Source organism: Paraburkholderia sp. GAS41 (assembly GCF_050436545.1).
Classification (GTDB): Bacteria; Pseudomonadota; Gammaproteobacteria; order Burkholderiales; family Burkholderiaceae; genus Paraburkholderia.
The window spans coordinates 476,835-503,735 of sequence record NZ_JBNDMK010000002.1 but is presented as its reverse complement, the minus strand read 5'-3'; the positions used below and the strand labels follow the sequence as shown (position 1 = coordinate 503,735).

Here is a 26,901-nt window from a genome sequence, read left to right as displayed (position 1 = left end):
AACGTGCCGCCGTCGGGAGGTTGGAATTTCGATGACAGCTTTCCGGGGGTATGCACGAGCGCGTACTGCCGGCCAGGAAGAGACGGTCGACGGTACTGTTTATAGGAGAGGTAGGCATCGTGGCGATTGTTTCCTGGAACTTCCTCTCTTCGCAGAGTGGTCCCAGCAGGGACAAAGCCTTTAAACAATGCGAAGTAGGCCAGGGTAGACTAAGCACTAAGCACTAAGCACTAAGCGCGAAGCACTAAGCACTAAGCACTAAGCACTAAGCACTAAGCACTAAGCACTAAGCGCGAAGCTGACTGTATCTTCAATATCAGCAACCGCTTCTTTCCAGCCTCCTAGCATGAAATACGCCTTCGTATCGATAGGAGTTGGTCAATCACCCTGTTTCTGTCGGCGTCAAAGGTGATTGTTGGCGCGCTTTCTCCGGCAGCCTTAAGTGATTCAACCGTTGCGTATCGTCCGAGCCATCCCAGCTCCTTCCGAATCCCCCTATGGTTGAGATGCGGCATGTTTTCGCGAATAGCGATGTATTTGAGTTGTGCTCTGGCTATCAACGACTCGCGATTTCTTTCAAAAAACCGCCTGTGGTTGCGCGATTTGTATGTGAGAAGTTCCGGTTCAAGGCGCAGTCTTCCCCGCTTCCGCTTCAAGGGCCTGAATTGAGTGTCGTCTGCATTCGCTTCTTCGACGGCGCTCTCGACATCAGTCCAACCGTCGAAAAGCGCCATCAGGAGCGCCGAACTTTGCAACGGATTCAAATAAACAAGCTTCCCCGTGACATGGTCAATCGACACGGTCTCGTTAGACAGAACGCCGCACCTTTCAAGAAGTCTCTTCATCGAATGATTGGAAAGGTAGGCTTGTGCGAGCTTCGTCTTCATCACGTCAGACTCAATAAGCCCCAACTCTCGAGTACGACGTCGGACCACCTTACCAATCGCACCACGATTGAGGCCAGGCATGTACTCAGGGTTGAGCAAAAGCTTAGTAACTCGATGGAGCTCTATCTCATGCTCCTCCTGGGACGACGACATCCCTGATACTTCATCAAGTGGCTTAAGTCCGCAGCCGCAGTGCCGCATTTATAAAGGAGTGGGGTTCGACCTTGCAAGTCATGCGAGACGTCGCGTTTCGCGTAAGTCAGCCAGCGAATCGCCCAGATTGGATTGCCCCGAACACTCCAGAAGGATTGCAAGCCGACCAGTTCCTGCACGCGTACTATTACCAGCGCGTACGGGAAGGAAAATCGTATCCCGTCGAATCTCTCTATCAATCGAACAACCCAAACCGTGAAGCAGCATTGACTGAGGCGTTTAACTGGTGGAAGAACGGCTGGAGATGGTCATCAGGTGGCTATCAATACTCGGCGGAGGAAGCGGCTCTACAGCGCGCGCCCCTCATGCAAGCAAACCTCTCGAAATCACTGATTCGCGAACTATCTCAACCTGATTTCGCCGAAGTCGCAAAGAACATCTACGCCCTGCGCGACTACGCTTTCCGCCAACCCTCCGTAAGCATCGGGCTCGCGCCCAATGTCCGCGATTACGAGCTCAAGGCAGAAGCGTTCGCGCGCTGCCAATACCCGCGAAAGTCGGTTGAGGGTAAATCTATCCTCGAAACCATCTACTTCGTGCTTTACGGGGGGCTAGACGCAGACATTGCCGCCCGGCTGTGGGATGCCGTCGAAGAGCCCAAATGGCGAATTCAAGGTATGGGGATTAGCACATTGGGTGAAATGGCAGGGTGGGCGTTGCCCAATCGCTTTCCACCGCGAAACGGCCGAACTAGCAAAGCATTGCGCGCGCTCGGCTACGACGTTGCAGTCCCCAAATGATGAAGAAGCGCGCGACGATTGGGTAGCGGATGAAAGCGCGGCGGGAAGCGGACAGGGCAGACTAGGGTCGAGGCCCCGGTCTACCCGCTCATTGTTTCGACGGCGACCTAATGTGATTCGATGCCAGTCATACGAAAGGCGTCAGCTTCAATAAGCATCGCCCATTGCTCGTTGTCGACTTCCATCCCAAATTCGTCGCCGCTTTCCTCGTAGGTCACGAGGAAATAAGCCCGCATGCGCTCGGTCTCGCGAGCAAGTTCATCAGGTGCAGTGACCCCATCAGCCGCCAAGTCCTCTGCAATTTGTTCGTCAGTGAATGGCTCGCTTACCTCCACTACAACAAGTCTGTCGCCTTCGTCGTTTTCCCAAACTGAGTACAGAGGGGGTCTCGCGGTCGTCATGGGGAGTTCTGGTTTATCAAGTGTGCAGCTACACCTGCCTGTTGTCAGAAGCAGGCAGTGGAACGCTGCGTTATGCCAACGGAGAGAGAGATTTCCCCGCGTTGACGGCGTTCCTAGGTGCTGAAATCTAGTGCTATTAGTTGCCCTTAAGCCCCGTCCCGCTGGGGTTTCCGGTCGGTCCGAAGGTCTTAAGGATAACTTTTGCAGGCGCTTTAAGTATAACTATTAGAAGTTGCCACTCGGGCGACAGTTCCGCACACTCCGATTCCACCGTCACAGACTTCGCTACATTCCGCGGAATCTCCACGCCCGCCAATACCGTCCGCCATCCAACCCCATTTTTCGATTAGGAAATCCACGAGGCAAACTCACGCGGAGTCCACATGGTGAAAAATCCATGACGGACTTTATTCTCTCGGATCATTGATCAAAAACGTCGGCCCATGCCCCACCATTTCCTTGACATCTAAACTATCTAGGCCTAAATTAGTTTTCAGATTCCAACCGGAGTGTGAGCATGCGTATCGTCTGTATCGGGGGAGGCCCCGCCGGCCTGTACTTTGGGCTGCTGATGAAAGGCCGCAATCCGGAGCACGAAGTGACGGTCATCGAACGCAACCGGCCCTATGACACGTTCGGTTGGGGCGTGGTGTTCTCGGACCAGACCCTCGGCAACCTGCGCGCGGCCGACGCGCCCAGCGCCGATGCGATTCTCGATGCATTCAATCACTGGGACGACATCGAGATCCATTTCCGCGGCCAGCAGGTCCGCTCGTCGGGCCACGGCTTCTGCGGTATCGGCCGCAAACGCCTCCTTAACATCCTGCAGGCGCGTTGCGAAGAACTCGGCGTCAAGCTGGTGTTCGAGACCCAGGTGACGGACGACAGCGCTTACGAAGCCGATCTGATCATCGCCTGCGACGGCGCCAATAGCGCGATTCGTCAGAAGTATGCGGCGACTTATCAGCCGGATATCGACATGCGCGATTGCCGCTTCGTGTGGCTCGGTACAAAGAAGCTTTTCGACGCATTCACGTTCGCCTTCGAAGAAACCGAATGGGGCTGGTTTCAGGCCCATGCCTACCGGTTCGACGATCAAACTTCCACCTTCATCGTCGAAACGCCGGAACGCGTCTGGCGCGCGGCCGGTCTCGACGAAATGAGCAAGGAAAACAGCATCGCCTTCTGCGAGAAGCTGTTTGCCAGGTATCTGGACGGCAATCCCCTGCTGTCGAATGCAGCGCATTTGCGCGGCTCATCGCAATGGATTCGCTTTCCGCGCGTGGTCAACCAGGAATGGGTGCACTGGCGCAGCAACGCCAATGGCGCAGAGCCCACACCCATCGTGCTGATGGGCGACGCCGCGCACACGGCGCATTTTTCCATCGGCTCCGGCACCAAGCTTGCGCTGGAAGATTCAATCGAACTCGCCAACAGCATTGGCGAACATCCCGGCGATCTTGCCGCCGCGCTCAGGCACTACACCGAAGTGCGCAGCGTCGGCGTACTGCGCATCCAGAACGCAGCCCGCAATTCGACGGAGTGGTTCGAGCACGTCGACCGCTATACCTCGTTCGAGCCGGAACAGTTTGCCTATTCGTTGCTGACCCGCTCGCAACGCATCTCGCACGAAAATTTGCGCGAGCGCGATCTGCACTACCTGTCTGCATTCGAAGACTGGCTCGCACGACGCTCCGGCATCGAACGCGCGCCGGCCACGGCTTCCGTGCCGCCAATGTTCACGCCGTTCAAGCTGCGCGGCGTGACGCTCAAGAACCGCGTGGTAGTGTCGCCCATGGCGCAGTACTCCGCCGTCGACGGTGTCGTCGGCGACTATCACCTGATGCATCTCGGTGCGCGCGCTATGGGCGGCGCGGCACTGGTGATGACCGAGATGACCTGCGTGTCGCCAGAGGCGCGCATCACGCCCGGATGCCCTGGCATGTACACCTCCGAGCACCTGGGTGCCTGGAAGCGCATCGTCGATTTCGTGCACGCGCAATCGGACGCGAAGATCGGCATGCAGCTCGGACATGCGGGCGCCAAGGCGTCCACTCGTGTGAGTTGGGACGGCATCGATCAACCGCTGCCCGAAGGCAACTGGCCGCTCGTGTCGGCGTCGCCGCAGCAATATCTGGCGGGCGTCAGTCAACGGGCGCGAGAAGCGAGCGCGGACGATCTGCGCGAAATCGAAGCGCAGTTCGTCCGCGCGACGGAGATGGCCGCTGAGGCGGGTTTCGACTGGCTCGAACTGCATTGCGCCCACGGCTACTTCCTGTCCAGCTTCCTCTCCCCGCTCACCAATCAGCGCAGCGACGAATACGGCGGCTCGCTGCAAAATCGCCTGCGCTATCCGCTGCAAGTCTTCGCCGCGATTCGTAAGGTCTGGCCGGCGGACAAACCCATCTCGGTGCGGATCTCTGCGCATGACTGGGTCGACGGTGGCACCACGCCGGACGATGCGGTGGAAATCGCCCGCGCATTCAAGGCAGCCGGCGCCGACATGATCGACGTCTCGTCGGGCCAGGTCAGCAAAGCCGAAAAACCCGTCTATGGCCGCATGTTTCAGACGCCCTTCGCCGATCGCGTGCGCAACGAAGCCGGCATCGCGACGATTGCCGTCGGTGCGATCTCCGAAGCGGATCACGTGAACAGCATCATCGCCGCCGGTCGCGCGGACCTGTGCGCGGTGGCGCGGCCGCATCTGGCCAATCCGTCCTGGACGCTCCACGAAGCCGCGAAGATCGGCTACTTCGACGTCATGTGGCCGAAGCAATACGCCGCGGCGAAATCGCAACTGGAACGTAACCTGGAGCGCGAACGCGCACAGGCCGCCGCAAACGCGGGGCTGTCGCCGCAAGAACGCGCCCAGCGCGCAGAAGGAACCGTGTGAATACAGATATCCCCGGCCTGAGCGGGAAACATGCCGTCGTGACGGGCGGCGGAAGTGGGATCGGCGCAGCCACCGCCGCGGCACTGGTGCGCGCCGGCGCACGCGTCACGTTGATGAGTCGCGACGCGGCGCGTCTGGCTGCACAGCGCGATGCGTTAAGCGCCCTGATTTCGGGTACACCTGGCACAGCCAACCAACTTGCCTGCATTTCTGTGGATGTGGCGCAAGAGGACGCCGTCGCGGCAGCATTCGAGCAGGCAGGTCCCGTCGACATCCTGATCAATAACGCTGGCCAGGCGCAGGCAGCCCCGTTTACGCAGACGGGTATGGCGCTCTGGCAGCGCATGCTCGACGTCAATCTGACCGGCGTATTCCTGTGCACGCGCGCGGTGCTGCCAGGTATGCTCGAACGCGGCTATGGCCGCATCGTCAACGTCGCCAGCACCGCGGGACAGATCGGCTACGCCTACGTCGCCGCCTATTGCGCGGCCAAGCATGGCGTGATCGGCTTGACCCGTTCGCTCGCGCTCGAAGTCGCGACCAAAGGCATCACGGTCAACGCGGTCTGTCCCGGCTACACCGAAACCGAACTGCTCCGCGCGTCGCTCGACCAGATCACCAGCAAAACCTCGCGCAGCGAACAGGAAGCGCGCAGCATCCTGTTGCGCAACAACCCGCAACAACGCTTCGTTGCCCCGGAAGAAGTCGCCAATGCTGCCCTGTGGCTTTGCATGCCGGGCTCGGCGGCCATTACCGGCCAAGCCATTTCCGTCTCCGGTGGAGAAGTCACATGACCCGTGCAGCCAGCGCCAAAAAGCCCCCATCCGCAGAGGCGAAACCACCCCGCAAAGGTGTGGCGAAGCCTGCCCAGAACGTGGTCGACATGGAAATGAGCACCGGCGTCGACAGCCATATGGGCCTGCGTTTGTGGCTGCGTATGCTCACCACCACCAACCTCGTGCAAGCCGAGTTGCGCAAACGGCTACGCACCGAATTCGATACGACGCTGCCGCGTTTCGACCTGATGGCGCAACTCGAACGCCATCCCGAGGGACTCAAGATGACCGAGCTCTCGCGACGTTTGATGGTGACGGGCGGCAACGTCACCGGCATTACCGATCAGCTCGAAAAAGAAGGGCTCGTGGTTCGCGATGCCGATCCGAACGACCGCCGCTCGATCAGCGTGCACCTGACTGCCGAAGGCCGCACCCTGTTCGACCGCATGGCGGTGGCGCACGAACAATGGGTCGTCGAAATGTTCGGCGGCCTGAGCCTCGACGAGAAATCACGTACCCATCAGCGTCTGGGCAAACTCAAGCAACATCTGCTCGACAACCTGAAGGGTTGAGCGGCACCGAACTGGAGGAGATTTTTCATGACACGATCCCACGTCGACGCCCTGCTGGCCGGCAATCAAGTCACGCTCGCGGGCTATAAAGCGAAGCACTTCGGCTGGTCGGTCAGCGCCAAAGTGGCGACGATCACGCTCAATCGCCCTGAACGCAAGAACCCGCTCACGTTCGAATCGTATGCAGAGTTGCGCGACCTGTTTCGTCAGCTCAACTATGCGACAGATGTGAAAGCCGTCGTCATTCACGGCGCGGGTGGCAACTTCTGCTCGGGCGGCGACGTCCACGACATCATCGCGCCGCTGATCGATCTGCCCATGCCCGAGTTGTTGCTGTTCACCCGCATGACGGGCGATCTGGTCAAGGCAATCAGACATTGTCCGCAGCCTGTCATTGCCGCGGTCGATGGCATCTGTGCAGGCGCAGGCGCCATTCTCGCCATGGCCTCCGACATGCGTCTGGGTACCGCGCGCAGCAAGCTCGCCTTCCTGTTCTCGCGCGTCGGCCTTGCGGGCTGCGATATGGGTGCCTGCGCGATCCTGCCGCGCATCATCGGTCAGGGACGTGCGTCCGAATTGCTCTTCACCGGCCGCTCGGCAAGCGGCGAAGAAGGCTATACGTGGGGCTTTTACAACCGCCTGTGCGATCCCGACGCCTTGCTCGACGAGGCCGCGAAGCTGGCCGCCGAACTCGTCGCCGGACCGACCTTCGCACATGGCATCACCAAGAAGATGCTGCACCAGGAATGGAGCATGAGCATCGATGAAGCGATCGAATCGGAGGCGCAGGCCCAGGCCATCTGCATGAGCACGCATGATTTCGATCGCGCTTACCGCGCGTTTGCGGCGAAAACACGGCCTGTATTCGAAGGAGACTGACTTGAGCGCTTCCAGCAAGATCGATCTTCACGGCGCAATGGCGTGGCCGTTTTTCGAAGACCGCCATCGCGAACTCGCGGCGGGTATCGAGGCATGGTGCGGCACGCATCTCGCAGACGCCAGCCACGGCAAGGACGTCGATGCCGCCTGTCGTCATCTGGTGCGCGAACTGGGTGCGGCGGGCTGGCTGAAATACGGCGTCGGCGGCACGGCGTACGGCGGGCACGGCGACACCATCGACACGCGCGCCGTCTGCCTGTTGCGTGAAACGCTCGCGAAACATTCGGGTCTCGCAGACTTCGCGCTCGCCATGCAGGGGCTCGGCTCGGGCGCGATTTCGCTTGGCGGCACGCACGAACAGAAGCAGCGCTATCTGCCACGCGTGGCGAATGGCACTGCAATCGCCGCGTTCGCGCTTTCCGAACCGGAAGCGGGATCGGACGTCGCGGCCATGGCGTTGTCCGCCCGCGCCGAAGGCGATAGCTATGTGCTCGACGGCGACAAGACCTGGATTTCGAACGGCGGCATCGCCGATTTCTACGTGGTATTCGCCAGAACCGGCGAAGCGCCCGGCGCGCGCGGCATCAGCGCTTTCATTGTCGACGCCGATACGCCTGGCCTCGAAATCGCCGAACGCATTGACGTAATCGCGCCGCATCCGCTCGCACGCCTGCACTTTGCGGGCGCACGCGTGTCGCGTAGCCAGATGCTAGGTGCGCCCGGCGAAGGCTTCAAACTGGCCATGCGCACGCTCGATATCTTCCGCACTTCAGTGGCTGCTGCCTCCCTTGGCTTTGCGCGTCATGCCATGGCTGAGGGCCTGGCACGCGCGGCCTCGCGCAAGATGTTCGGCCAGACGCTCGGCGACTTTCAGTTGACCCAGGCAAAGCTCGCGCAGATGGCGCTCACCATCGACAGCAGCGCCCTGCTGGTCTATCGCGCGGCCTGGCTGCGCGATCAGGGCGAGAACGTCACGCGCGAAGCCGCCATGGCGAAGTGGCACGCCAGCGAAGGTGCGCAGCAAGTGATCGACGCAGCCGTCCAGCTGTGGGGTGGCATGGGTGTGCAAAGCGGTACCGCCGTGGAAATGCTCTATCGCGAGATCCGCGCGTTGCGCATCTACGAAGGCGCCACCGAAGTGCAGCAACTGATCGTAGGCCGGGATCTATTGAAGGCCTACGCTGCCGCGCAACCGGACCGCACGTCATGAGCGCGACGTTCGATATGCCGGTGCGCATCCGCTTTTCGCATTGCGACCCGGCTGGAATCGTGTTCTTTCCGCAGTACCTGGTGCTGACCAATGCGCTGGTCGAAGACTGGTTCACCGAATGCCTGCACGTCGACTACGCACACATGATCGGCGAGCGCCGCGTCGGCTTGCCGATCGTCAAGCTCGACTGCGAGTTTTCGCGGCCAAGCCGGATGGGCGAGACCATCACGCTCTCGCTGACCGTCAATGCAATCGGTCGACGTTCGATCCGCATTGGCATTGTCGGCCACTGTCACGATGAAGTGCGCTTTCGTGCCCATCAGGTGCTGGTGACGACTTCGCTCGAAACCGGCCAGTCCATCGACATTCCTGACGATATCGCGAGCGCGCTCGCGCGCTTCGCCCCACCGCCTGCTCTAACCGACGAGCCACGCTCATGAAAAAACCTCTCCTTCCTGCCGGCTGGGTCAAACCGCGCGGCTATGCGAACGGCGTTGCAGCCGTCGGCACCCAGGTGTTCATCGCCGGTCAGATTGGTTGGGATGCCGAAGCACGCTTCCAGTCGACCGATTTCGCGGCCCAGGCGATCCAGGCCTTGCGCAATGTGGTCGCCGTCCTGCATGAGGCCGGTGGAAAACCCGCCGATCTCGTGCGTCTGACCTGGTACGTGACGGACAAGCGCGAATACCTTGCCGCGCTCAAGGACATCGGCCGGGCGTTTCGTGAGCTGATCGGCGACTACGACATTGCGATGAGCGCGGTTCAGGTGGTTGCGCTGATCGAAGACGAAGCGAAAGTCGAAATCGAAGCCACCGCAGTGATCCCCCACGAAGCCCACTAACCGTCCGGGAGAGCGTCATGGAACCGTCTGCGCACGTCGACACCTTCGCCCGCGATCATTTGCCGCCGCAAGATCAATGGCCGGTTTTTCTGCTCGACAATCCCGACATTGCGTATCCGGCGCGCCTGAACTGCGCGACTGAATTGCTGGACCGAACCATCGCGGCTGGTCACGCAAACCGGCCGGCGATCTGGTCCGAGGTGAATGGCGAGGCACATGCCACCACCTATGCCGAGTTGCTTGCGTTAGTGAATCGCAGCGCGCATGTGCTAACGGAAGAACTGGGGCTGCAGCCCGGCAACCGCGTTTTGCTGCGCGGGCCCAATACCTTGCAGATGGCCGTGGCGGCACTTGCCGCGCTAAAAGCGGGGCTCGTCCTGGTGCCCACCATGCCCTTGCTGCGCGCCAAGGAACTCAAACAGATCATCGACAAGGCGCACATCAGCGCCGCCCTGTGCGACGCGCGCCTGACTGAAGAACTTGCCCGTTGCAGCGATCCGCAAGACGAATTCTTCTGCGCCGGACTGACGCAGACCTGCCTGTTCCATCACGACGCAGCGGATTCGCTCGAAACACTCGCCGCCGGCAAACCGGATCACTTCACGGCCTGCGACACCGCCAGCGATGATGTCTGCCTGATTGCCTTCACGAGCGGCACGACCGGTTCGCCAAAAGGCTGCATGCATTTTCATCGCGACGTGCTGATGATGTGCGACCTGTTTCCGCGTCACGTGCTCAAACCAACGGCCACTGACGTGTTTTGCGGCACGCCGCCTCTCGCTTTCACATTCGGACTCGGCGGCCTGCTATGTTTTCCGCTGCGGGTGGGCGCTTCCACTGTGCTGATCGAGCGGCTTACGCCCGAAACCTTGTTGCAGACGGTCGAGCGTTTTCACGCCACCATCATGTTCACCGCGCCCACCTTCTACCGGCAGATGGCGCCGCTCGTGCCGCGCTTCGACATCTCGAGCCTGCGCAAGACCGTTTCGGCAGGCGAGGCGCTGCCCGATTCGACGCGGCACTTGTGGCGTGAGGCAAGCGGCATCGAGATGATCGACGGCATCGGCGGGACTGAGCTGATCCATATTTTCATTTCGGCAACCGGCGCGGACATTCGACCTCATGCCATCGGCCGCGCCGTGCCGGGTTACGTCGTGCAAGCCGTCGACGACGCCATGCAGCCGGTGCCGCCCGGCGTCATCGGCAAGCTCGCCGTGCGCGGGCCAACCGGTTGCCGCTATCTGGCCGACGACCGCCAGACGAACTTCGTGCGCGATGGCTGGAATCTGCCCGGCGACACCGTCTATCTGGACGAGGACGGCTACGTGTTTTATCAGGCACGCGCCGACGACATGATCGTCTCCGCGGGCTACAACATCTCCGGCCCGGAAGTGGAAAGCGTGCTGTTGCAGCACGACGCGGTGGCGGAATGCGGCGTGATCGGCTCGCCCGACGAAACCCGTGGCCAGGTCGTCAAGGCCTTTATCGTGCTCAATCCCGGCTTTAGGCCCGACGACAAAATGGTCGCGCAGTTGCAGGATTTCGTGAAGAATAGCGTGGCGCCGTACAAGTATCCGCGGCTTATCACGTTCGTCGATGCACTGCCGCGCACCGAGACCGGGAAGCTCAAACGGTTCGCGCTACGCGGCATGTAGCATCCTGTAGCCCGCCCCGTCGTCCCTTCTGGAGCCTGGCATGTCCGCGTCTCTCATTGAAGTCGTCGCCCACTACGGTGGCCGTTTCATGACTGCGACGGTCAAAGCTTAGGGATCGCGAGCGAGCGACTGATTGGCTCTTTCTCTCTGTCCGTGAGTCCGCAAGCATGACGATTCTCGTCACTGGCGCCACGAGTGGGCTAGGCCGCAATGCGGCCGCATTTCTCGCCCAACAGGGCAGCAACGTACGCGCCACCGGCCGCAATCGCGCGGCCGGCGAGTCGCTGCAGGCGCCCGGCATGGCGTTCGTCCCACTCGATCTCGCCAGCGCCGCCAACACTGAACTCGACTCCCTGCTGCACGGTGTCGACACTGTTTGGCACTGCGCAGCACTTTCGTCGCCATGGGGAGCGTGGTCCGACTTTCACGCGGCCAATGTGCTCGCCACCACGCGCCTCGCCCAGACCGCAGTGACGCATGGCGTGCGGCGCTTCGTCCATATCTCGACGCCTTCGCTTTATTTCGACTTCAATCACCGTCTGGATATCGAAGAAACGTTTCGCCCCGCCCGCTACGTCAATCACTACGCGAGCACCAAGGCGCAAGCGGAGGACGTCATCCGCGAGGTTGCAGCGACGCATCCGGACACCACCTTCGTCATGCTGCGGCCGCGCGGAATTTTCGGGCCGCACGACCGCGTGCTGCTACCGCGCATCTTGCGGCTTCTGCGTGAGCGCAGCGGTCAGTTGCCGTTGCCGCGCGCGGGAACGGCCAGGCTCGATCTGACCTATGTGGGCAACGTGGTCCACGCGATGCATCTGGCCACCACCTGCGCCGATGTGCGTTCGGGTGAAGCCTTCAACATCACCAATGACGAGCCCACTTGCCTGCGCGACGTGCTTGACGCCCTGCTCACGCGGCTCGGCATCGCCTATCGGATCAAGGACGTACCGTACTCCGTGCTCGATCTCGCCGCCCGTGCGATGCAACACTGGGCCGCGTTGAGCGGGCGCGAGCCGCTGCTGACGCGCTATAGTGTCGGCGCATTGAACTTCGACATGACGCTCAGCACGCGCAAAGCGCAGACGGTGCTCGGCTATCGGCCACGCTGGACGCTGCAGCAAAGTATTGAAGAGACAGTCAACTGGATCAGGGCACATGGCGACGATTACGGTCTTTGAAGCCGGCTACTGCACGCATAGGGCGTGCATGGCGCTAAAAGGCGCGGGCCTCGCGACCTGCCGGTTTCCCGCACGCGCTTATCTGATCGAAACGGCACGCCAGCGTTGGCTCTGGGATACCGGTTACGCGCAGCACTTCCTCGACCACACCAAAAGCGGCCTCTTCTCGCTGTACCGGCGCGTGACGCCGGTTTATTTCGATTCGAAACAGGCAGTCGCCAGCCAGTTGAAGGCGCGCGGCATACAGCCGCGCGATCTGACCGCGGTGATTCTGTCCCACTTCCATGGCGACCACATTGCGGGCTTGCGCGACCTGCAAGGTGTGCCGACCTATCTGTCTGGCGCAGGTTGGCACGCCACGCGCGGCCTGCGTGGCGTGAGCGCATTGCGTAAGGGCTTCGTACCGGGGCTGATTCCGCCAGACTTCGAGTCGTCCACCGTGTTTGTCGAGCGCTTCGAGCAAGTTACCCTGCCCGCTGAACTCGAACCGTTCCGACAAGGCTTCGGACTGCCGGGCGCGCCCACTGAGGTCATTCTGGTCGAATTACCAGGGCACGCCGCGGGTCATCTTGGCGCGTTCGTCAGTACCGCTGAGGGCTGGGTATTGCTGGCATCCGATGCGGCCTGGTCGCCAAAGAGTTACCAGCAACTCGTGGGGCCGTCGGTTATCGCACACGCCATCATGGACAGCCCGGCCCAATATCATCAAACGCTGCGCGACCTGAATGCGCTTCATACAAGCGGCAACGCAAGGATCTGCCTGACGCACGAAGGTGCCTTGTAATGCGCCTTGCGCAGACGCTCTGGTCGTATTTGCAGACGCGCCGTTTGCGCTTCACAGCTCGCGAGGCGCTCGAACAGCATCAGCAGCGCAAGCTGAAGCAGTTTATCCATCAGCACCTGACGCGCAGTCCGTGGTTCGCGCCGTATCTGTCCCAGCCATTGCACACGTGGCCGCTGATGGACAAGGCCGTCATGATGGAACATTTCGACCGCATCAATACGGCCGGACTCAAGCTCGACGAGGTGCTCGCCTGTGCGATGCAAGCCGAGCAGTCGCGCGACTTCAAGGCGACCGTGAAGGGCTACAGCGTGGGTCTGTCCTCGGGCACTTCCGGTTCGCGAGGCGTGTTCGTCGTGAGTCCTGCGGAGCAGGCGAAATGGGCAGGCGTCCTGCTAGCCAAACTGCTGCCGCGCGGACTTTTTCACGGTGAGCGCGTCGCGCTGTTTCTGCGCGCCAACAACAACCTGTATATGTCTGTGCGCAATCCGTGGCTTTCGTTTGAGTTTTTCGATCTGTTCGATCCGTTCGAAGCCCATTTCGACCGCCTGAACCATTACGATCCGACCATCGTAGTCGGTCCAGCACAGGTACTGCGAAGTCTCGCGCTCGCCACAACAGCAGGACACCTGACAATCAGGCCTCACAAGGTTATCTCCGGCGCTGAGGTGCTCGATCCGGTCGACAAGGTGCTGATAGGCGCCTCGCTTGGGACAGTCGGCGAGGTCTATCAGGCAACCGAGGGCTTTCTCGCGGCCACCTGCCAGCACGGCACACTGCACCTGAACGAAGCCCATATCCATGTCGAACCACAGTGGCTCGACAGCGAACGTTTCGTCCCGGTCATCACCGATTTCACGCGTGTCACGCAGCCCATCGTGCGCTACAGGCTGGACGACATCCTCGTGCGGCGCGCGACGCCCTGCCCGTGCAATAGCCACGAAATGGCCCTGGAGCGGATCGAAGGACGCTGCGACGACCTGCTCCGACTACCCGGTGTAAACGGGTCGCCTGTAGACGTATTTGCCGACGGTCTTTCACGCGCCATTGCGCAAACGCTGCCACACACTGCGGACTATCGGCTCGTGCAAACGGGACCAGCGTCCCTGACGCTCCATGTCGACGCACCGGACGGGCAACTGGCACAGTATCAGGCGCAGCTGAACGCCTATCTGCAATGGCTGGGTGTGGCGACGACCAACCTGCAATGGCAGCTGCACGCCGCATTACCAGCGACCGATTTCAGCGCCAAACGCCGGCGTATTACGCGGCATCCACACACTGGCACCCAATCCCGTTTGTGAGGCTTCACTCTAGAATGGGCACCGCGCAACGCGGCTATGATGTGACACTCCAACGGCCCGGATCCCACACCCATGCTCACCGTCCATCACCTGAACAATTCCCGCTCGCAGCGTGTCCTCTGGCTGCTTGAAGAACTGGGTGTCCCGTACGAGATCAAGCGTTATGAGCGCGACCCGAAAACCATGCTGGCGCCGCCCGAATTGCGCGCCATTCATCCCCTCGGCAAATCGCCGGTGCTTACCGACGACGGACTCACTATCGCCGAATCGGGCGCCATCATCGAATATCTCGTGGACCGCTACGGGCAGGGGCGCTTCGCTCCCGCCGTGGGCACGCCCGAGCGCTTGCGCTACACCTACTGGCTGCACTACGCGGAAGGGTCGGTGATGCCGCCGTTGCTGCTCAAGCTGGTGGCGCTGCGCATCGCCAGCGCGCCCATGCCGTTCTTCGCCAAACCGATTGCGCGCAAGATCGCGTCGACGCTGCAATCGAGCTTCGTGGATCCGCAGATCAAGCTGCACCTCGGCTATATCAACGATGCGCTGACGCCCACGGGCTGGTTCGTCGGCAACGAGTTTAGCGCCGCGGACGTGCAGATGAGCTTCCCGCTCGAAGCCGCCACGGCGCGCGGCGGACTCGACGGCAATATCGCCGCTATCGAAGGCTATCTCAAGCGCATTCATGCGCGTCCCGCGTATCAGCGCGCACTGGAACGCGGCGGCAAGTACGAATTGTTGAGTTGAGCCTTGCTGAAGATGGGCGCGGCGCGAGGGCCGCTCGCGCCAGGCGGATTACCCATCCATGTCTTTCGTTCGACAGGCGTAACATCTCCGTTTCAGGCTAGATAGCGGTCCGAACGGCGTCACGAATTCCGCCACGAGCGCCAACGGCCAGGCGACCCAACACGGGAGGCGCGCCACATGACCCATGACATCGACCCGCGCAAACGCTGGCTTGCCCTGATCATCCTGTGCCTGGGCGTACTGATGATCGTCCTCGACACGACGATCGTGAACGTCGCCCTGCCATCAATCGCGGCGGATCTGGGCTTCTCGGCCACCACCCTGGTATGGGTCGTGAACGCCTATATGCTGACCTTCGGCGGCTGCCTGCTACTCGGCGGCCGGCTGGGCGACCTCTACGGCCATCGCAAGCTGTTTCTGGCTGGCATCACCCTCTTCACGCTCGCGTCGCTCGCCTGCGGCATGGCGAATTCGCAAGGGTTGCTGGTCTGCGCGCGTGCTGTGCAGGGGTTTGGTGGGGCGGTCGTATCGGCTGTTTCACTTTCGCTGATCATGAACCTTTTCACCGAGCCGGGCGAACGGGCCAAAGCCATGGGCGTGTATGGTTTCGTCTGTGCGGGCGGCGGCAGTATCGGCGTGCTGCTGGGCGGACTGCTCACCAACCTGCTGAGCTGGCACTGGATCTTTCTCGTCAATCTGCCTATCGGTATCGCGGTCTACGCGATGTGCGTCGCGCTGCTGCCCAACGGCCGCGGCCTCGCATACGGCGAGCGGCTCGACGTCGCCGGTGCTGCCACGGTCACCGTCTCGCTGATGCTGGCTGTCTATGCCATCGTGAACGGCAACGAGGCGGGCTGGACTTCGCTGCCCACTCTCGGCATGCTCTTCGCCGCGCTGGCGCTACTCGTCCTCTTCCTGCGTATTGAAGCGCGCGTACAGCACCCGCTGATGCCGCTGGGTCTGTTCAGACTGCGCAACGTTGCCGTCGCGAATGTTGTGGGCGTGCTGTGGGCGGCCGCGATGTTCGCGTGGTTCTTTATCTCCGCGCTGTATCTGCAACGTGTGCTGGGCTATCGGCCCATGCAGGTCGGGCTCGCATTCCTGCCCGCCAATCTGATCATGGCGCTGTTCTCGCTTGGCCTGTCCGCGCGCCTCGTGATGCGCTTCGGTCTGCGCCTGCCGCTCGGCGGCGGCCTGCTGCTGGCCGCCGCCGGGCTCGCGTGGTTCGCGCGGGCGCCGGTTGACGGCGGTTTCGTCATCGACGTGCTGCCCGGCATGATCCTGCTCGGACTCGGCGCGGGTGTCGCGTTCAATCCTGTTCTGCTGGCTGCGATGAGCGATGTCGAAGCCAGCGAATCCGGCCTCGCATCCGGTATCGTCAATACGTCGTTCATGATGGGCGGCGCGGTGGGTCTTGCGGTGCTCGCGAGCCTTGCAGCGGCTCGCACCAACGCGCTGCAGGCGAGCGAGGCGCCGGCCACCGCATTGAACAGCGGGTATCAGGTTGCATTTCTGACCGGGGCGATTTTTGCCGCGGTGGCGGGGCTGCTCGGCGCCCTGTTGCTACGGCCGCGCACACACGCCCCAGCTCCCGACGACGCTCCTGCCGACGCAACACGTGGCGCGCCGAGGCCACATACAAGTACCAACACCGCTGAGAATGGCTGAACGAGACGTAGAAGCATGACGACGGATCAATCACGGCCCTGATTCAAAATGCGCAAACCCGATCAAATCAGTGGCGACCCTGCCCGCTATGCTGGCTTCATGCTGACATGAGATCCCGTATGAACCCCGTCCAAAAGGCACTCTGGTTTATCGAAAGTCACTATTCGCGTGAGCTTTCGCTCGACGACATCGCGAATGGCGGCTGCGTATCACGCTACCACCTGTCACGCGCCTTCGAAGCGGCTACGGGCCGCCCGGTCATGCGCTACGTTCGGGCACGGCGACTTACCGAAGCGGCACGGCGTCTGGCAGGCGGCGCGCCCGATATTCTGGCGCTGGCGCTCGAGGCAGGATACGGTTCTCACGAGGCATTCACGCGTGCGTTTCGCGAGCAGTTCGGGCTCACGCCCGAAGCGCTGCGCTCGCAAGGACACACGCACAACATCGCCCTCGTGGAGCCGATCAAAATGGACGAAACCCTGCTTGCCAGCCTTGCGCCGCCTCGCTTCGAAAACGGCAAACCTTTGCTCATCGCCGGCCTCGCTGCGCGCTACAACTGCGACACTAGCGTGGCCATTCCGGCCCAGTGGCAGCGCTTTAACGAATACTTCGGAAAGGTGCCTGGCCAGATTGGCAACGTCGCATACGGCGTCTGCTACAACGCCGACGATAGCGGCACCTTCGACTATCTGTGCGGCGTCGAAGTGAGCGACTTTTCCGGCCTGCCTGCTGAGTTGAGCCACATGCGGGTGCCCGAGCAACGCTATGCGGTTTTCACGCATCGCGAGCACGTCGCCGTGACCCGGCGTTCGTGGAACACCATCTGGAACAAATGGCTGCCGGAATCGGGACACACACCCGCCGATGCGCCGAACTTCGAACGCTACAGCGAACAGTTCGACCCCGTCACGGGCATGGGCGGCTTCGAAATCTGGTTGCCGCTCAAGACTTGATGGTCCTTTGCTAGAACCTGTGATGCGCGGCTGCTTTTCCACTCCGGCCAACGCCAGCTAGCCGGAGCAAGCCCCGCAATCCGCAGACGCTCGACACCATCGGCCAGCGCCAGCACGACCTGCAGGGCATACGCTGCGCTGGCGTCGTTGATCGTCGCCACCGCCACCTGCTCCGGAGCCAGCCACAATGGCAGCCAGCCTTCGTGGTGTTCGAGCAGCATCGCGATGAAACGCTCCATGCTTCCCAGCACCGCATGATGAATCATCACGGGCCGCTCGCGCTCATTGCGGTCGTTGACGTAAAGCGCGTCGAGCCGCTCGGGCAAGACAAAATCGAGTTGAATCGTGCCGCACTGCCAACTCCGTCCGCGGCTGTCGAGCAAATGAAATTCCAGCTAGGGACCGTAAAAGGCGCCCTCGCCGTCGCGCACATCGAACTGCAGTCCGGCCGCCAGCGCGGCTTTGGCCAGCGCCGCTTCGGCACGATTCCACACTTCGTCGGCACCGGCACGCAGTGCTGGGCGCGTCGCCAGCGCCACCGAGAAAGCGGGAAATCCAAGGTCGGCGTAGACGTTACGCAGCCAATCGCAAAAGCGTCCGACCTCGACCTCGATCTGCGCTTCCAGAGCGAGCGCGCGAGTCACTGCGGCGTGCGGATTTCGCGGAATCCCGCGCGCCGCATGCGCCGGCGAATGTAGTCCTCCAGCACGCGATACAGCTCCCATCCGCGCGGATGCCAGAAGACCATGCCGGAGCCTTCCTCCTGCTGATGAAAGAGGTCCAGCCTGTTGCACAATACGCGATGATCGATGTCGTTCACAGTACGCTCCGTGTGTATGAGCCATCGACGCAGAGCCATAAACGCCAAGGGCCCCGTCCGTCTCCGGCGGGGCCCTTGGGGGTTTGCAACAGCAGCTTATTACGTTAGCGCGTGCAACCTCCAGACGACCCGCCCATGAGGGTGGTCGTCGTGGTGGTGACAGCCGCGAAAGAAAGCGAAGAGAGGTCCATGGATCGACATTAAACGATGGGATGACGATCCGTCAACCGATGTCAGTGGGAATTTCCCGCGCAACATTCGCCGCCGGCTCGACCTCGAATGCTTCACCCGTGGCAAAAAACGTCCCGCCCGCGACGTAATGACAGGTGCGCAATGCCGGGTCGTCGCCGAAATGCCAGCGGTTTTTCGAATACACGCGACTATCAGCGTACGCCGCTACCACTTCGCCGATGATCAGATCGTGGCGCTGGCTGTCGTCCGGAATCACCTTGCATTCGAGCCACGTGACGCAACCGGCCAGCATCGGCACGTCAATGCGCTCGCCCGGAAACGTCTCCAGGTTGAAGGCAGCAAACTTGTTGAGGTCGGCGCCCGGCGTGGTGCCCACCGCGAGGGTTTGTCGCGCGAACGCACGGCTCGGCAGTTGCAGGCCGAACACGCCGCTCGCTTCGATCAGTTGCCGCGTGAGCGTGCGGCTATCGACCACCACCACGACCTTGGGCGGGTTGAAATCGAGCGGCATCGCCCATGACGCCGCCATGACGTTCGTGCGCCCCGCGTGGGCGCTGGTGATGACCGTGACCGGACCGTGGTTCAGTAACTGGGTCGCGCGCGACAATTCCACTGCTTCTCTCGTGCCCTGCATACGTTCCTTCTCTGTGTCAATCCTGGGGTGGACCGATTCGCGCGGTGTGCCGTGGCATTCCGTCCGCGCCACATGGCATTTTAGCCAGGCTGCGGATTGGGGACGTGCGAACCTCGCCGAAGTCGCCGGACGGTTGCGCATGGGTCGCAGCATGGGCCCGTTCGGGAATGCCGAACATTTCGACACGCATCGAAGCATGCGTATCGTTTGACCGCCTATGATGGGAGCATGGCTGGCAATCAGCGTGCGAGACGTGCGTCGCACGGGGACCCGAGACGCGCGCTGAAGCGCGACCGCTCGTCGACCGAGATAAAACTGCATGGGACCAGACTAACGATCATGTGCCCTCAACCGAATATCGCAGCCACCGCCTTCCTGATCTCCGATCCGGCGCGCGCCACCATGCTGATGACCCTCGTCGACGGACATGCGCTGCCCGCTGGTGAGCTTGCTTATGCGGCCGGCGTGACCGCCCAGACCGCCAGTACACATCTGGCGAAGTTGCTGGCCGGCGGCCTCGTCGAAGTCGAAGTGCAAGGCCGGCATCGCTATTACCGGCTAGGCGGGCCACATGTGGCATTGCTGCTGGAAAACCTCGCCTCGGTCGCGCCATCGAGCCGCCCGCGTACCAGGCCCCTCAGCAGGGACGCGCAGAAACTGCGCTTTGCGCGCTGCTGTTACGACCATCTGGCTGGGCAACTCGGCGTGGCAATGACGCAGGCGCTGGAGCAGCGCGGAATGATCGTCGCGGCGGAAGAGAGGCAGTTCGAAGTCACACCTGATGGCGTCGAATGGTTCGGCAGGATGGGGCTGGACGTGCAGGAAGTGCGACCCAACCGTCGTGGCCTCGCGCGCCAGTGTCTCGACTGGTCGGAACGGCAGCATCATCTGGCAGGGCCGCTCGGCGTGCACTGGATGAAGCTGCTGTGCGCAAACGGCGCGCTACGGCGCGTCAAGGCAACGCGCGCCGTACAGGTGACACCGCAAGGTTGGGTGTGGCTGAAGGAGCATCTGGGCATCGAAGACCGCTTCGGAGAGCTCACGCAACGCACGTGAGCAAACTGCACGTGATCTCTCGCTCAACGCTCCTGCACCACCCTCAACGCTTCTCCCCGTGCGCCACATCCAGCGGTTTGTGCTGCTCTTCACCAAGCCCCGGGAAAAACGCGTTCCACGCCGCGCGCACACCTTCTGCCGCGGTCGCCTCGGCTTCGAACGTTTCGCTTTCGCCGGAGCGGGCTGGATCCTTGGAAAGTCCTCGCCAATGTGTGAATACCAGCAGCGGCTTTTCGCTCCATTCGTTTGCACCGAACTTCGCAAACGCCGTGTCGCCGCTCACTAGCTGAACCTCGTACCAGCCGTCACGGGTAGGGGCGTAATGGTCCAGCGGAAACCACGCGGTGGGTCGAATGTCCATCTTGTCCTCTCCGGTCGAAAAATCGTCGTGCATCAATCGAAGGCATTCTTCATGCCCGATGCAGATGAGGAAGTCGAGCGTGGTCAATCTGTCGTCGTGGCCCGCTCGTATGCGGCGCAGGCGGAGCGAATCGACGCGCAGGGACAGCATTCAGACGCGGTGTGCGGGTCGTGCATGAGGTAAGCAGGACGTGCCGTCCGTTCCTGCGAGCGTAAGACTTACACGGTAATGGATACAGACAACGGTGCGAGCGATATCAGCCCGTGCAGGGCACTGCGCAGCACAGCGGCGTTCACACCTTCACGCCTGCCCCAAGCCGCCCGCGCCGCACAGCGCCCGCCACCTCCCGCACGCACTCGGCGAGCGTATTCACCGCAGCCGTGATCTGCTCCGCCGGCGTATTGCCATAGCCGATCACGAGCCCATTGTCCTCATCGCCCGGTTGCAGTGCGAAGCCGGACAGCGCGCGCGGATTGAGCCGCCGCTGCTGCGCCAGGCTGACGACGGCGCGATCAGAAATGCGCGGCGGCAAGCGGAGTGTCAGATGCATGCCGCAATTGCCGCCGAGAATCTGCGCCGCTTCGAAGCGCCCGGCCAGCGCCTCGCGCAACGCCTGCTGCCGCTCACGATAAAGCCGCCGCATGCGCCCCAGGTGACGACCGAATTCACCCGCCTCGATAAAGTGCGCCAATGCCAATTGTTCGAGCCGGTGACCACCGCGCAGCATCTCCTCGAGCGCGGTACGCGTCTGTACCAGCATGCTGCGCGGCAGCACGACGAAGCCGATGCGCAGCGCCGGAAACATCGTCTTGCTGAACGACCCCACGTACAGAACCGGGGCATCCGGCACGAGCCCTTGCATGCTGGCAATCGGCTCGCCGGTATGACGAAATTCGCCGTCGTAGTCATCCTCGATCAACCAGGCGCCCGTGCGGCGCGCCTGCGCGATCAGGTCGAGCCGCCGCGCCACGGACAGCACCGCGCCGGTCGGATACTGGTGCGCCGGGGACGTATAAATCAGCTTCGGCGGACTCAGCCGCCAGGCTTCCGGCGGCACAACCATGCCTTCCTGATCGACCCGCATCGGCACGGTTCTCAGATCGCCCAGATTGCAGGCCGCTTTGGCGCCCCGATAACCGGGATCCTCGACCCATGCGGTATCGCCGGGATTGGTCAGCAGGCTCACACACAGGTTCAGCGCTTCCTGCGCGCCCTCGGTGATCACCACCTGCGAGCCGTCGCAGCGCACCCCGCGCGCCATCCGCAGATGCGCGGCGATGGCATCACGTAAAGCCGGCTCCCCCGCCGGCTCGCCGTAGCCTAGCAACTGAGGCAAGCCCTGCTCCATGGCGCGCTCCAGCGAGCGGCGCCAGGCGCCCAGCGGAAAGCGGTCCAGCGCCGGACTACCGGGCGTCAGCACGGAGGTCATGTCGGACGCCGTGCGAGTGGTGGCGAACCATTTGAGCCGCGTGGCGAAGGTGACCTCGGACGCGGTCGGATCCTGCTGCGTGTCGGCATGCGACGCCGCGTTCGATAGCGGACTGACGCGTGTCCCACGGCGGTCGGCCAGCACATAGCCTTCGGCGATCAGGTGGTCGTAAGCAAGCACCACCGTGTTGCGCGACACGCCGAATTCCGCCGCGAGCAGCCGTGACGACGGCAACATCGCGCCGGCGGGCAGACGGCCGGCCAGAATCGCCTGCTGCAGGCGCTCGATCAGCTGCTTCTGCAGCGACACAGGCTTGCCGCCCAGGCCTGGCGCTCCGTGTGTCAAAGGCCCGATTATCTCGATCATCGTCGCTGGATCTATCAAATGGTGGTTTGTTGGATCTTTTTAACATACCACGTTTGCCGTATCGTCTCTGCTTAATGCATCTCAAACGACATCGGATCAACGCCGTTGCGGTGCCCTCTGGCGGTCGCCGGGCAACAGGACATCAAGGAGAGGAAAGTGGCACAACGACTCAACGACTACATGCAACCCATCGGCACGCCGCTGCCCGACTGGAAGGCCGCCCGACTCCCGGGGCGCGAGCCGCTGCTCGGGCGCTATTGCCGGATCGAGCCCGTGGACGTCGAGCGGCATGTCGAGGACCTCTACGAGGCCTATGCAAGCGCCGAGGACGGACACGACTGGACGTATCTCGCCGTGGGGCCGTTCCAGAGCCTCGACGCGTATCGGGAGCATCTGACCAAAGCGGCTGCGCTCACCGATCCGATGCACCATGCAGTGATCGATCTGGCTACGGGAAAGGCCGTCGGCACGCTGGCCCTGATGCGCATCGATCCGCCCAATGGCGTGATCGAAGTGGGGCATGTGACCTATTCGCCACGGCTGAAACGGACGCGTATCGCGAGCGATGCCATGGCGCTGTTGATGAACTACGTGTTCGGCGATCTCGGCTACCGGCGTTTCGAATGGAAGTGCGACTCGCTCAACGCGCCGTCACGCGCGGCCGCGCTACGTTACGGCTTCAAGTTCGAAGGGATCTTCCGCCAGGCGATCGTCACGCGTGGACGCAATCGGGATACCGCATGGTTCTCGGTTATCGACGGCGAATACCCTGCGGTGCGCGACGGTTTCGCGCAGTGGCTCGACGAGCGTAATTTCGACGCGGAAGGTAATCAGCGTGAGCGGCTGGGCGATCTGATCGCGCAGAAGCGAGCATTGGAGGCGAAAGCCGAAGGCTGAAATCGACGCCGCCACCGGCCGCGCGTTAGCCCGGACACCTGCCAACCGTTGCCGCCTGTTCGGCAACACGCTGCGGGCGGCGAGGCCACCGTGCCTCGTACAGCTCTCAGCCGGGACCGGCGGCGCGACGCAGATGGATAGTCGGCTTGCCCTTGTACGAGCCGCGCGCCCACTCCAGGTAACCGCACTTTTGTGCCACCCGCAGAGACGCCGAGTTGTCCGGTGCGATGATGCAGGCAGTGTCGGTGGCGGGCCATTGTGTATCGGCCCAGCGCAGCGCGGCGCGGACCGCCTCAGTGGCATAGCCGCGCCCGTGGGCCGCAGGCGTGAGCGCCCAGCCGACCTCGGGCATACCGTCGAGCGGCGGCTCGATCTGACGCCGGAAATTGGCGAAGCCCACTTCGCCCAGAAAGCGCCCGCTAGTCTTGTCGCGCACCACCCAATAGCCGAAGCCCAGCAGCGTCCAATGCCCCACGTAGCGCAGCAGACGCGCCCAAACCTCTTCGCGGGTAAATGGCTGGCCGCCGATAAAGCGAATCACCTCCGGGTTGGACCACATCGCGAAGCTATCGTCGTAATCGTCCAGGACGTGGGGACGCATGGTCACGCGGTCAGTTTCGAGGAACGTGCTGAACTGGGCCATGGTGCGGGAAAGGTGGTTGAGCGTGCTTGGATAGTCGCAGAATCCCGACGTTGATGCACGCCCACGCTGCGCGCTAGGATACGCATGCCCACCCGGAGCCCCGCATGCAGCTTCTCAGATACGCGTCCGCCTTATGCATCAACGTGTTGCTGCCGTGGCTCGCCTACCGGTTGGCATCTCCGCATTGGGGGCAGCCTGGCGGCCTGCTGCTGTCGACTGTACCGCTCATCGCATGGATGACGTGGGATCTTGCGCGCCACCGGCATTTCGACGCGTTGAGCGCGATCGTATTGATCGGCATCGTGCTGTCGCTGGCCGCGATGGAACTCACCGGCGCTTCGCATAACCTGGCACTCGACGAGCCCATGGTGTCCGGCATGATCGGCGTTGCGTTTCTGGCTTCACTCGTGCTGCCTCGTCCGATGGTCTTCTATACCGCCCGTTCGACACTTGCCCGCGAAAGCGTGAAACGGGCCGGCGAATTCGAGCAGGAGTGGCGCGAACGGCCCAGACTCGTCTACCGGATCCGCGTTATGACGCTGGTTTGGGGTATCGGCCTCACAGCAGAGAATGTCGTACGCCTGCTGATCGTCTGGCGCGCGGAAGGCGACCCGCATTCATTAGTCGAGTCGGATGTCTTGCGCTATGGATGCTATGGAGCACTCACGCTCTGGACCCTGTGGTATCGCAGACGGATTAAGCAGGATGCCGAAGGTTATCCATCGTCTTCAGCCTAAGCCAGCTCCAGAAACCGCGCCAGGCAAGGATTGCGATTCACGGGCGACCACACCAGCACCTGCTCGATCAGCGGCGCATCCGCAAGTGGCCGGAACACGACGCCCGCTAGCTGAGCCTTGCGCATCGACGCCGGCACGAGCGCGACGCCGACGCCTTCATCCACGAGACTGAGCACGGTCTGCTGCAATTGCACTTCAAAGCGGATATCCGGCTCGAAGCCGCCCGAGCGGCAATGTTCGACAATCGTGGCGCGCAAGGTTGGCGCGACTTCCTCGGACGCCAGCACAAAAGACTCGCCCGCCAGTTGCGCGATCTTCAACTGCCGCGCCCGCGCGCGCGGATGACTCCGCGATAGCGCCACACACAGCGGCTCGGTGACGATCGTCCGCGTTGTCAGATCCTTGTTCGGCACGCTCGGGAACATGATCGCCGCGTCGATCTGGCCTGCCAGCACCTGTGCAGCGAGATCGTTCGAGACAACCTCGCGCAGATTGAGCGCCACCTCCGGATACGCCGAACCGAAGGTCCGTGCATAGCCCGGCACCACGCTATACGCGGCGCACATCGTAAAGCCGATCGCCAGTGTGCCGGCATCGCCATGCGCGGCCGCCTGAGCGTTGCGTGCGGCTTGCTCGACGGCGCCAAGAATCGCCTTGGCGTCTGCGTAAAAGCGCTCGCCCGCCGCGGTCAAAGTGACGCTGCGCGGACTGCGCTCGATCAGCGTGACGCCAAGACTCGCTTCCAGCGCCGCCAGTTGGCGGCTCAACGGCGGTTGCGAAAGGTTGAGCCGCGCCGCGGCCCGGCCGAAATGGCGGGTTTCGGCGAGTGTCACGAAGTAGCGCAGAGGCTTGATGTCGATCACGATGCAAAAAAGGTATTGTTGAGCACCAGAAACAGTATTTGATTGTATCAACCTGAACCACTACTCTGGCGCATCATCTTTCTTCCAGCCTCGCCGCCGTCCCCACCGATGTTATCGACCCTCGAGATTCTGCTCCCCGTCTTCGGCCTCATCTTCGCGGGTTTCGTCTGCCGCAGGCGCGGCCTGCTGGGTCCGACGGCCGCGTCGGAACTGAATCGCTTCGTGGTCTGGCTCACGCTGCCCGCGCTGCTGTTCGACATCATGGCTCACGCCACCTGGCATCAGCTCTATCAGCCCGCGTTCGTCGCCACCTTCGCCCTCTCTTGCGCCGGGTTGTTCGTGCTGATCCTCGCTGCGCGGCTGCTAAGCGGCCGGCACCTGGCCGACGCCAGCGTCGACGCCATCGCGGGCTCGTATCCAAACACCGGCTACATCGGCTTTCCGCTGTGCCTGATCGCGTTTGGGCCGGTCAGCCAGACGCCCACCACGATCGCCACGATCCTCGTCGCCTGCGTGCTGTTTGCGATTGCGATTGTTCTCATCGAGATCGGTTTGCAGAGCGAGCGAGCGCCGCATCGGCTGGCGCTGAAGGTCCTCGGTTCGCTGGCGCGCAATCCGCTGATCGTAGCGCCGATCGTCGGCGTGCTGGTTGCCAGTGTGCACGTCACCCTGCCGCAAAGCGCGGAGACGTTCCTGAAGCTCCTCGGTGGCGCAGCAAGCCCATGCGCGCTGGTGAGCCTCGGCCTGTTCCTCGCGGAAAAGCGCGAAGTGAAGGCAGGCGCCGCAAAAGCGGATGCTTCGCTCATGCTCACCGGCACCAAATTGCTGCTGCAGCCGGCCTTGACCTGGTGGCTCGCTGCGCGCGTTTTTTCGCTGTCGCCGTTGCTCGTTGAAATGGCCGTCGTGCTGGCCGCCCTGCCCACTGGCACGGGCCCGTTCATGCTCGCGGAGTTCTATCGACGCGAAGCGCATATCACCTCGCGGACCATTCTTCTGTCGACCGTGGGTTCGCTTGTAACGCTCTCGCTGCTGTTGCTGTTCATGCCGCACGGCACCTGACGAAACGCGCGGCGCCGGGGCACATTCCCGCGCGCCGGCGCCGTGACACCTCTTGACATATCTCGCACATATCTTTTAACAGTGCCGGTCCCTAGACTGCTTTCATGGGACGCGACGGCAATGGGTGCCGCAGATGATTCGTCCCC

At 62.3% G+C, this 26,901-nt stretch carries 29 protein-coding genes; 19 read left to right on the top strand and 10 right to left on the bottom strand.

What is annotated here, in order from left to right:
- Nucleotides 1-341: 341 nt before the first annotated feature.
- Entirely contained in the window at nt 342-887 is a 546-nt protein-coding gene (locus P3T43_RS05490) for a hypothetical protein (protein ID WP_429280020.1), read from the bottom strand.
- 224 nt (nt 888-1,111) lie between these two features.
- Here P3T43_RS05490 and P3T43_RS05485 point away from each other — a divergent pair, with 224 nt between their 5' ends.
- Nucleotides 1,112-1,840, top strand: coding sequence for a hypothetical protein (locus P3T43_RS05485; RefSeq protein WP_429280019.1), 729 nt, complete (start codon nt 1,112-1,114; stop codon nt 1,838-1,840).
- Between the two features lie 107 nt (nt 1,841-1,947).
- Here the strand turns inward: P3T43_RS05485 and P3T43_RS05480 are convergent, their stop codons facing one another.
- On the bottom strand, nt 1,948-2,241 hold the full coding sequence (locus P3T43_RS05480; RefSeq protein ID WP_429280018.1) for a hypothetical protein: 294 nt from the start codon (nt 2,239-2,241) through the stop codon (nt 1,948-1,950).
- 517 nt (nt 2,242-2,758) lie between these two features.
- On the opposite strand from P3T43_RS05480, the gene P3T43_RS05475 reads away from it, so the two are divergent.
- The 14 genes from P3T43_RS05475 (at nt 2,759) to P3T43_RS05410 (ending at nt 17,698) form a co-directional block, all read left to right on the top strand.
- Entirely contained in the window at nt 2,759-5,134 is a 2,376-nt protein-coding gene (locus P3T43_RS05475) for a bifunctional salicylyl-CoA 5-hydroxylase/oxidoreductase (protein WP_429280017.1), read from the top strand.
- The gene (locus P3T43_RS05470) at nt 5,131-5,928 is read left to right on the top strand and encodes an SDR family NAD(P)-dependent oxidoreductase (protein WP_429280016.1); all 798 of its coding nucleotides are present in this window, start codon (nt 5,131-5,133) and stop codon (nt 5,926-5,928) included. Before P3T43_RS05475 ends, P3T43_RS05470 begins: the two co-directional genes overlap by 4 nt.
- Nucleotides 5,925-6,482, top strand: coding sequence for a MarR family winged helix-turn-helix transcriptional regulator (locus tag P3T43_RS05465; protein WP_429280015.1), 558 nt, complete (start codon nt 5,925-5,927; stop codon nt 6,480-6,482). The genes P3T43_RS05470 and P3T43_RS05465 overlap by 4 nt, the downstream gene beginning before the upstream one ends.
- 27 nt (nt 6,483-6,509) lie before the next feature.
- On the top strand, nt 6,510-7,361 hold the full coding sequence (locus P3T43_RS05460; RefSeq protein WP_429280014.1) for an enoyl-CoA hydratase family protein: 852 nt from the start codon (nt 6,510-6,512) through the stop codon (nt 7,359-7,361).
- A gap of 37 nt (nt 7,362-7,398) precedes the next feature.
- Complete coding sequence (locus P3T43_RS05455; RefSeq protein WP_429280170.1) at nt 7,399-8,571, top strand: acyl-CoA dehydrogenase family protein; 1,173 nt, start codon at nt 7,399-7,401, stop codon at nt 8,569-8,571.
- A complete protein-coding gene (locus P3T43_RS05450) occupies nt 8,568-9,011 on the top strand; it encodes an acyl-CoA thioesterase (RefSeq protein WP_429280013.1) in 444 nt (147 codons plus the stop codon). The genes P3T43_RS05455 and P3T43_RS05450 overlap by 4 nt, the downstream gene beginning before the upstream one ends.
- Nucleotides 9,008-9,412, top strand: a complete 405-nt coding sequence (locus tag P3T43_RS05445) for a RidA family protein (protein ID WP_429280012.1) — start codon at nt 9,008-9,010, stop codon at nt 9,410-9,412. Before P3T43_RS05450 ends, P3T43_RS05445 begins: the two co-directional genes overlap by 4 nt.
- A gap of 17 nt (nt 9,413-9,429) precedes the next feature.
- Nucleotides 9,430-11,067 (top strand): AMP-binding protein, encoded by a 1,638-nt coding sequence (locus P3T43_RS05440; protein WP_429280011.1) that lies wholly within the window; start codon nt 9,430-9,432, stop codon nt 11,065-11,067.
- A 167-nt stretch (nt 11,068-11,234) separates the two neighbouring features.
- Nucleotides 11,235-12,248, top strand: a complete 1,014-nt coding sequence (locus P3T43_RS05435) for an NAD-dependent epimerase/dehydratase family protein (RefSeq protein WP_429280010.1) — start codon at nt 11,235-11,237, stop codon at nt 12,246-12,248.
- Complete coding sequence (locus tag P3T43_RS05430; protein WP_429280009.1) at nt 12,226-13,032, top strand: MBL fold metallo-hydrolase; 807 nt, start codon at nt 12,226-12,228, stop codon at nt 13,030-13,032. The genes P3T43_RS05435 and P3T43_RS05430 overlap by 23 nt, the downstream gene beginning before the upstream one ends.
- Nucleotides 13,032-14,333, top strand: a complete 1,302-nt coding sequence (locus P3T43_RS05425; RefSeq protein ID WP_429280008.1) for a F390 synthetase-related protein — start codon at nt 13,032-13,034, stop codon at nt 14,331-14,333. Before P3T43_RS05430 ends, P3T43_RS05425 begins: the two co-directional genes overlap by 1 nt.
- A 72-nt stretch (nt 14,334-14,405) precedes the next feature.
- Nucleotides 14,406-15,077: a glutathione S-transferase family protein gene (locus P3T43_RS05420; RefSeq protein ID WP_429280007.1), complete on the top strand. Its 672-nt coding sequence runs from the start codon at nt 14,406-14,408 to the stop codon at nt 15,075-15,077.
- Nucleotides 15,078-15,254: 177 nt separating this feature from the next.
- The gene (locus P3T43_RS05415; RefSeq protein ID WP_429280006.1) at nt 15,255-16,745 is read left to right on the top strand and encodes a DHA2 family efflux MFS transporter permease subunit; all 1,491 of its coding nucleotides are present in this window, start codon (nt 15,255-15,257) and stop codon (nt 16,743-16,745) included.
- A 119-nt stretch (nt 16,746-16,864) separates the two neighbouring features.
- Nucleotides 16,865-17,698, top strand: coding sequence for an AraC family transcriptional regulator (locus P3T43_RS05410; protein ID WP_429280005.1), 834 nt, complete (start codon nt 16,865-16,867; stop codon nt 17,696-17,698).
- On the opposite strand, the gene P3T43_RS05405 is transcribed toward P3T43_RS05410, so the two are convergent.
- From P3T43_RS05405 to P3T43_RS05390, 4 genes are all read right to left on the bottom strand, one after another.
- Nucleotides 17,629-18,081, bottom strand: coding sequence for an aminoacyl--tRNA ligase-related protein (locus P3T43_RS05405; RefSeq protein ID WP_429280004.1), 453 nt, complete (start codon nt 18,079-18,081; stop codon nt 17,629-17,631). The genes P3T43_RS05410 and P3T43_RS05405 overlap by 70 nt on opposite strands.
- 12 nt (nt 18,082-18,093) lie before the next feature.
- Entirely contained in the window at nt 18,094-18,342 is a 249-nt protein-coding gene (locus tag P3T43_RS05400) for a hypothetical protein (protein ID WP_429280003.1), read from the bottom strand.
- Nucleotides 18,339-18,518: a hypothetical protein gene (locus P3T43_RS05395; RefSeq protein ID WP_429280002.1), complete on the bottom strand. Its 180-nt coding sequence runs from the start codon at nt 18,516-18,518 to the stop codon at nt 18,339-18,341. The genes P3T43_RS05400 and P3T43_RS05395 overlap by 4 nt, the downstream gene beginning before the upstream one ends.
- 223 nt (nt 18,519-18,741) lie before the next feature.
- Nucleotides 18,742-19,344, bottom strand: a complete 603-nt coding sequence (locus P3T43_RS05390; protein WP_429280001.1) for a flavin reductase family protein — start codon at nt 19,342-19,344, stop codon at nt 18,742-18,744.
- 339 nt (nt 19,345-19,683) lie between these two features.
- Between P3T43_RS05390 and P3T43_RS05385 the strand changes: the two genes are divergently transcribed.
- Nucleotides 19,684-20,400 (top strand): ArsR/SmtB family transcription factor, encoded by a 717-nt coding sequence (locus P3T43_RS05385; protein WP_429280000.1) that lies wholly within the window; start codon nt 19,684-19,686, stop codon nt 20,398-20,400.
- A gap of 43 nt (nt 20,401-20,443) precedes the next feature.
- On the opposite strand, the gene P3T43_RS05380 is transcribed toward P3T43_RS05385, so the two are convergent.
- Nucleotides 20,444-20,761, bottom strand: a complete 318-nt coding sequence (locus P3T43_RS05380; RefSeq protein WP_429280169.1) for a hypothetical protein — start codon at nt 20,759-20,761, stop codon at nt 20,444-20,446.
- A gap of 292 nt (nt 20,762-21,053) precedes the next feature.
- A complete protein-coding gene (locus tag P3T43_RS05375; protein ID WP_429279999.1) occupies nt 21,054-22,556 on the bottom strand; it encodes a PLP-dependent aminotransferase family protein in 1,503 nt (500 codons plus the stop codon).
- 180 nt (nt 22,557-22,736) lie between these two features.
- Between P3T43_RS05375 and P3T43_RS05370 the strand changes: the two genes are divergently transcribed.
- On the top strand, nt 22,737-23,453 hold the full coding sequence (locus P3T43_RS05370; RefSeq protein ID WP_429280168.1) for a GNAT family N-acetyltransferase: 717 nt from the start codon (nt 22,737-22,739) through the stop codon (nt 23,451-23,453).
- A 106-nt stretch (nt 23,454-23,559) separates the two neighbouring features.
- Here P3T43_RS05370 and P3T43_RS05365 read toward each other — a convergent pair whose 3' ends face one another.
- Nucleotides 23,560-24,054, bottom strand: coding sequence for a GNAT family N-acetyltransferase (locus tag P3T43_RS05365; RefSeq protein WP_429279998.1), 495 nt, complete (start codon nt 24,052-24,054; stop codon nt 23,560-23,562).
- A 146-nt stretch (nt 24,055-24,200) separates the two neighbouring features.
- Between P3T43_RS05365 and P3T43_RS05360 the strand changes: the two genes are divergently transcribed.
- A complete protein-coding gene (locus P3T43_RS05360; protein WP_429279997.1) occupies nt 24,201-24,833 on the top strand; it encodes a VC0807 family protein in 633 nt (210 codons plus the stop codon).
- On the opposite strand, the gene P3T43_RS05355 is transcribed toward P3T43_RS05360, so the two are convergent.
- Nucleotides 24,830-25,696 (bottom strand): LysR family transcriptional regulator, encoded by an 867-nt coding sequence (locus P3T43_RS05355; RefSeq protein WP_429279996.1) that lies wholly within the window; start codon nt 25,694-25,696, stop codon nt 24,830-24,832. The genes P3T43_RS05360 and P3T43_RS05355 overlap by 4 nt on opposite strands.
- 108 nt (nt 25,697-25,804) lie before the next feature.
- Between P3T43_RS05355 and P3T43_RS05350 the strand changes: the two genes are divergently transcribed.
- The gene (locus P3T43_RS05350; RefSeq protein WP_429279995.1) at nt 25,805-26,755 is read left to right on the top strand and encodes an AEC family transporter; all 951 of its coding nucleotides are present in this window, start codon (nt 25,805-25,807) and stop codon (nt 26,753-26,755) included.
- The last annotated feature ends 146 nt before the right edge of the window (nt 26,756-26,901 follow it).

Excerpts from the sequence above, each read along its gene's own strand:
- P3T43_RS05365 (WP_429279998.1), bottom strand. The coding sequence starts at position 24,054 with ATGCGTCCCCACGTCCTGGACGATTACGACGATAGCTTCGCGATGTGG.
- P3T43_RS05460 (WP_429280014.1), top strand. The coding sequence starts at position 6,510 with ATGACACGATCCCACGTCGACGCCCTGCTGGCCGGCAATCAAGTCACG.
- P3T43_RS05350 (WP_429279995.1), top strand. The coding sequence starts at position 25,805 with ATGTTATCGACCCTCGAGATTCTGCTCCCCGTCTTCGGCCTCATCTTC.
- P3T43_RS05385 (WP_429280000.1), top strand. The coding sequence starts at position 19,684 with ATGTGCCCTCAACCGAATATCGCAGCCACCGCCTTCCTGATCTCCGAT.
- P3T43_RS05425 (WP_429280008.1), top strand. The coding sequence starts at position 13,032 with ATGCGCCTTGCGCAGACGCTCTGGTCGTATTTGCAGACGCGCCGTTTG.
- P3T43_RS05370 (WP_429280168.1), top strand. The coding sequence starts at position 22,737 with ATGCAACCCATCGGCACGCCGCTGCCCGACTGGAAGGCCGCCCGACTC.
- P3T43_RS05455 (WP_429280170.1), top strand. The coding sequence starts at position 7,399 with ATGGCGTGGCCGTTTTTCGAAGACCGCCATCGCGAACTCGCGGCGGGT.
- P3T43_RS05445 (WP_429280012.1), top strand. The coding sequence starts at position 9,008 with ATGAAAAAACCTCTCCTTCCTGCCGGCTGGGTCAAACCGCGCGGCTAT.
- P3T43_RS05430 (WP_429280009.1), top strand. The coding sequence starts at position 12,226 with ATGGCGACGATTACGGTCTTTGAAGCCGGCTACTGCACGCATAGGGCG.
- P3T43_RS05465 (WP_429280015.1), top strand. The coding sequence starts at position 5,925 with ATGACCCGTGCAGCCAGCGCCAAAAAGCCCCCATCCGCAGAGGCGAAA.
- P3T43_RS05420 (WP_429280007.1), top strand. The coding sequence starts at position 14,406 with ATGCTCACCGTCCATCACCTGAACAATTCCCGCTCGCAGCGTGTCCTC.
- P3T43_RS05375 (WP_429279999.1), bottom strand. The coding sequence starts at position 22,556 with ATGATCGAGATAATCGGGCCTTTGACACACGGAGCGCCAGGCCTGGGC.
- P3T43_RS05480 (WP_429280018.1), bottom strand. The coding sequence starts at position 2,241 with ATGACGACCGCGAGACCCCCTCTGTACTCAGTTTGGGAAAACGACGAA.
- P3T43_RS05475 (WP_429280017.1), top strand. The coding sequence starts at position 2,759 with ATGCGTATCGTCTGTATCGGGGGAGGCCCCGCCGGCCTGTACTTTGGG.
- P3T43_RS05450 (WP_429280013.1), top strand. The coding sequence starts at position 8,568 with ATGAGCGCGACGTTCGATATGCCGGTGCGCATCCGCTTTTCGCATTGC.
- P3T43_RS05410 (WP_429280005.1), top strand. The coding sequence starts at position 16,865 with ATGAACCCCGTCCAAAAGGCACTCTGGTTTATCGAAAGTCACTATTCG.
- P3T43_RS05360 (WP_429279997.1), top strand. The coding sequence starts at position 24,201 with ATGCAGCTTCTCAGATACGCGTCCGCCTTATGCATCAACGTGTTGCTG.
- P3T43_RS05390 (WP_429280001.1), bottom strand. The coding sequence starts at position 19,344 with ATGCAGGGCACGAGAGAAGCAGTGGAATTGTCGCGCGCGACCCAGTTA.
- P3T43_RS05490 (WP_429280020.1), bottom strand. The coding sequence starts at position 887 with ATGAAGACGAAGCTCGCACAAGCCTACCTTTCCAATCATTCGATGAAG.
- P3T43_RS05415 (WP_429280006.1), top strand. The coding sequence starts at position 15,255 with ATGACCCATGACATCGACCCGCGCAAACGCTGGCTTGCCCTGATCATC.
- P3T43_RS05435 (WP_429280010.1), top strand. The coding sequence starts at position 11,235 with ATGACGATTCTCGTCACTGGCGCCACGAGTGGGCTAGGCCGCAATGCG.
- P3T43_RS05440 (WP_429280011.1), top strand. The coding sequence starts at position 9,430 with ATGGAACCGTCTGCGCACGTCGACACCTTCGCCCGCGATCATTTGCCG.
- P3T43_RS05380 (WP_429280169.1), bottom strand. The coding sequence starts at position 20,761 with ATGGACATTCGACCCACCGCGTGGTTTCCGCTGGACCATTACGCCCCT.